This is a genomic window from Streptomyces phytophilus (assembly GCF_013870535.1).
Lineage (GTDB): Bacteria > Actinomycetota > Actinomycetes > Streptomycetales > Streptomycetaceae > Streptomyces > Streptomyces phytophilus.
The window spans coordinates 1-4,648 of the sequence record NZ_JACBXC010000421.1; the positions used below are offsets into that span (position 1 = coordinate 1).

The 4,648-nt window shown below is 73.1% G+C and carries 3 protein-coding genes; 2 read left to right on the forward strand and 1 reads right to left on the reverse strand.

All coding sequences use genetic code 11. From position 1 onward, the window contains the following. Positions 1 to 860, reverse strand: an 860-nt coding sequence (locus tag H5J30_RS18315; RefSeq protein ID WP_181788490.1) for an ABC transporter transmembrane domain-containing protein, incomplete at its 3' end; no start/stop codon positions are given. Positions 861 to 1,119: 259 nt separating this feature from the next. Here H5J30_RS18315 and H5J30_RS18320 point away from each other — a divergent pair. Next, positions 1,120 to 2,340 (forward strand): FAD-dependent monooxygenase, encoded by a 1,221-nt coding sequence (locus H5J30_RS18320; RefSeq protein WP_181788491.1) that lies wholly within the window; start codon positions 1,120 to 1,122, stop codon positions 2,338 to 2,340. Between the two features lie 291 nt (positions 2,341 to 2,631). Continuing rightward, positions 2,632 to 4,648 (forward strand): sensor histidine kinase (locus H5J30_RS18325; protein WP_181788492.1); only part of this gene is annotated, 2,017 nt, incomplete at its 3' end.

Consider the following 4,648-nt stretch of genomic DNA (forward strand, 5'->3'; position numbering starts at 1 on the left):
TGCGCGAGCCCGACGGCCGCGACGAGCTGCCCCAGCGTGATGTCGCCGCTCAGCGCGAGCCGCCCGCCGACCAGCGCCACCAGCGCGATGAAGCCGCCGGTCAGCGCGAGCACGACGCCGTTCTGCCAGCCCTCGGCGCGCGCGGCGCGCAGCGTGGCGGCCAGCGAGTCGCGGCTGGTGGCCCGGTAGCGCTCGACGGCGGCGTCCCGCGCGCCGATGCCCTTGAGCACCCGCAGCCCGGCGATCAGGTCGGCGGCGACACCGGAGGCGTTGGCGGCCTGCTCCTGCTCGGCCGCGCTGCGGTGCTCCAGCGGCTTGCTCAGCAGATGCCCCAGCCAGAGCAGCACGGGCGTGCCGATCAGCACGAGCAGTCCCAGCGGTACGGAGATGAGCAGCAGCGCCGCCGCGCTGACCGCCGCGCCGGCCAGCCCCGAGACGCCGACCGTCACCACCATGACGATGTAGCCGACGCGCTTGGCGTCGTCGGTGGCGATGTTCGCCACCGCGCCCGGCAGCCGGCCCCGCTCGGCCCCGCCGCGCGGGTCGACCACCCGCCCCACCAGCTCCAGCCGCACCTGGTGCGCGGCCAGTTCCGCGGCCCGCTCGGACGCCTTGACCCCGAGGCGGAAGCTCACCGCGAGCATGACGTACACCGCGACGAGCACGAGGAGCCAGCGCACCAGCGCGCCCGCGTCGTCCCCGGCGACCGCGTCGTCGATGACCATGCCGATGAGCACCGGGACCAGCGCCTCACCCAGCTGGTGCCCGACCGCCAGCACCGACCCGATCGCGACCCCGCGCCGCTGTCCCGCGATCGCACGTTTCAGCACGTCCCGTCCCGACGGTCCCTGCGCAGCCACCCGCCACCCCACTCCTTCGTCCACCCGTCCCGACCAAATAGGTAAGGCTAGCCTAAGTATTTTGCCCGGCTGCCGGGACCCCGGGGGCGCGCGAGGGGTCCGCCGGCCCCGACTTGGCTGCACAGAGCGGCGGTTGGGGCTCCGCCGATCACTTGACGCGGTGATCCCCTTGGGGAAGGTTGTGCTCCGGAAGGTGCGGGAGAGCCGGCCGGGCGCGGAGCGCCACGGGGCCGGCCCGAGGAGCAGAGGGGAGACCGTGGTGGACGAGGACTCCGTCGCCGTGGTGGGCGGGAGCATCGCGGGGTGCGCCACGGCGCAGGCGGTGGCGCGGGCGGGTGCGGGTCGGGTCACCGTCTTCGAGCGGGCCGGCGGCGAGCTGCGCGACCGGGGCGTGGGCATCGGCCTGCACGACGCGCGGTTCGCGGAGCTGGAGGCCGCGGGGTACGTGGACTCGGCGATGCCGTGGTCCGGCCTGAACCGCCGGGTGTGGACGATCCGCGACGGAGACGCCGAGCTGGGCCGCGGGTTCGCCGAGCAGCACTTCCCGTTCCGCTCGTACAACTGGGGCTCGCTCTGGCACGAGCTGCGCAGCCGGGTGCCCGAGTCGGTCACGTACCACACGGGCGCGGCCGTGACGGCCGTCGAGCAGGACGCGGACGGTGTCTTCCTCAAGCTCGCCGACGGCCGGCAGGAGCGCTTCGACGCCGTGATCGGCGCGGACGGCTACCGCTCGGTGGTCCGCGAGGCGATGTTCCCCGGGCTCGCCCCGGACTACGCCGGCTACCTCGGCTGGCGCGGCACCTCGGCGCCCGTCGCGGGCGACCCCGAGACGGACGGCGCCGAGGCGCGGGTGGTCGTCTTCCCCGGCGGCCACTGCATGATGTACCTCATCCCCGCCGCCGGCGGCGGCTTCCGCATGAACTGGGTGCTCTACGCCGTCCCGCCGGACGACCCCGAGCTGCTGCTCGACCTGCGCACCCCGACCTCGCTGCCCCCGGGCCGGGTCGCGGCGAAGCTCACGGCGTACCTGCGCGACCTGGTCGCGGAGTACTTCCCGCCGTACTGGGGCCGCTGCGTGCTGCGTACCGCACCCGAGGACTCCTTCATCCAGCCGATCTACGACCTCCAGGTGCCGCGGCTCGCCGTGGGCCGGCTGCTCCTCGCGGGCGACGCCGCCACCGTCGTACGGCCGCACACCGGCGGCGGCAGCGTCAAGGCGCTGCAGGACGCCACGGCGCTGGAGGCCGCCTGCTGCGCCGGGGACGGCTGGCCGGAGATCGCCGCCGCGTACGACGCGGACCGTACCGCCGTGGGCGCCGCCATGGTCGCTCTCGGCCGGCGGCTGGGCCGCGCCCAGGTCGTCCAGACCCCGGACTGGCAGAAGATGGGTCAGCCGGAGTTCGACGCCTGGTGGCAGGAGCAGAACCAGGGCTCGGACCGGAGCAGCGGGTTCGGCGGCCACGCGCTCAAGCGCGGCTGACGCGCGGGGTCTTGACCGGGGCGGGGGCCGAACTGCCCGCCCATCTCTGAAATTTCAGACGGAACCTGACCGAATCGGATTGTGAGAGGTAGAGATTGCGTCTCCCTCTTACATATTTTGATGTTGTACTCACCCGTAACTTATACTTCCGACTTAGCATCAGACACATCGCTCAGCCCACCCTCAGCAGGAGCGATGGATGCACCGACCCCCACATGTCACACCCTCCCCATCGCAAGGTAATCCCGTGTCAGCTTTACTGTGTCATGACCCCGACGTAGGGGTCGCGTAGTGAAGATCAACCGTCGACTCGTCCTCCTGGTCGCCGTGCCCCTTGCGGTGGCCATCGCCTTTTCCGTGCGCGCACTCGCGCCGGCGACGACCCAGGCGTTCCAGGCCAACAGGCTGGCGCAGATGGTCGATGCCGCCGAGTCCGCCGCGGAGCTGACCGCCCGGCTGCAGCACGAACGTGTCGCCGCAACCGCGCTGGTCGCCTCGCAGGGCGATGCCACCACCTTCCGCAAGGCCGCCGACGCCACGGACGCAGGTATCTCGGACTACACCGAGAAGCGCAGGAAGCTCGACTCCCTTCCTCACAACGCCGGCCTCGCCCTCCAGCGGATCGACAGCTCGCTGGCAGAACTGCCGTCCCTGCGCGCCCAGGCGCGCTCCGGCGGCGGCACGCTCTCCACGCTCGCGTTCGGGTACCGGATCACCATCGCCGACCTGATCGACTACCGGGACGGCATCGCCCAGGCCGACGGCGTCGACGCCGACATCGCCGACCGCATCCGGGCCTCCGCCTCCCTGTCGCGCGCCGCGGAACACGTGGCGCAGCAGCAGGTCGTGGTGCTCCGCGCGCTGGCCGGCGGCGGCTTCACGCCCGCCTCCCAGCGCACGTTCGACGCCACCCAGCTCGGCTACTCCGAGTCCACCGGCGTCTTCTTCACCCTCGGCCCCGCGGAGTGGCGTTCCTGGCTGGAGCGCACGCTCTCCGGCCCGCGCGCGCTGCCCGCGCAGCGGATGGAGGACGAGGTCGGCCGTACCACGGTCGGAGAGGACCTCGACATCTCCGCCGCCGAGTGGCAGGAGGCCACCGCCGACCGGCTGTCGATGCTGCGCTCCGTGGAGGGCCGCGTCGACGACGCGGTGCACGCCTCCGTCAAGGAGGAGCGCTCCACGCTCATCTGGTGGGCCGTCATCGAGATCATCGTCGTGCTCGTGACGCTCGTCGGCGCGCTGCTCTTCGCCTTCCGGATCGGGCGCGTGATGATCCGCCGGCTGCGCGACCTGCGCAACGCGGCGCACACGGTGGCCACCGAGCGGCTGCCGCAGATCGTCACCGACCTCTCCCAGCCCGGCGCACTGGGCGGCGCCACGCCGCAGCAGGTCGCCGACAGCTCCGGCAGCCCGGTGGAGACCACCGGCGAGGACGAGATCGGCGAGGTCGGCGAGGCGTTCAACTCCGTCCACCACGAGGCGGTACGGCTCGCGGCCCAGCAGGCCCACGCGCACGAGCAGTTCGCGGAGACCCTGGTCGGCGTCGCCCGCCGCGGCGCGCAGCTCACCTCGGTCATGGTGTCCGAACTGGACGCGGTCCAGCGCGACGAGGCCGACCCGGAGCGGATGAAGATCCTCTTCGCGCTCGACCACCTCGCCATCCGCATGGAGCGCAACACCAACAACCTGCTGGTGATGGGCGGTTACGGACACGCCCGGGTACGCGAAGCGGACGCCCCCTGCGCCACCGTGGTCGTCGCCGCCGCCCAGCAGATCGAGCGGTTCGAGCGCGTCGCCATGGGGATCGTGGAGCAGGGCATCGGCATCGCCGCCCGCGGCGTGCACGACCTCGCGCACATCCTCGCGGAACTCCTCGACAACGCCACCCGCTTCTCGCCCCCCGACAAGCAGGTGGGCGTGGCGGTCTGGCGGCTGTGGGACCGCGCGGTGGTGCAGATCGTCGACGAGGGCGTCGGCATGACCGCCGAGCGCCGCGAGGAGCTGAACACCCGGCTGGCCAACCCGCAGACCGGCGTCGGCGCCGTGCGGTCCATGGGTCTGCACGTGGTGGCGCGGCTCGCCGCCCGGCACGGCATCGTCGTCGAACTGCGCTCCTCCGCGGGCCCCGGCACCATCGCCGAGGTCACCCTCCCGCCGTCGGTCCTCGTGGCCGTCGAGGAGGAGACGATGGTGGAGGGCGAACGGCCGCTGGTGGAGGGCGAGGCGAGCGTCTTCGGCGCCGCCCCCCGCGGCGTGCCGGGCCCGCGCAAGCCGATGGACGAGGCCGCCGCGGCCGCCGCCCCCCGGC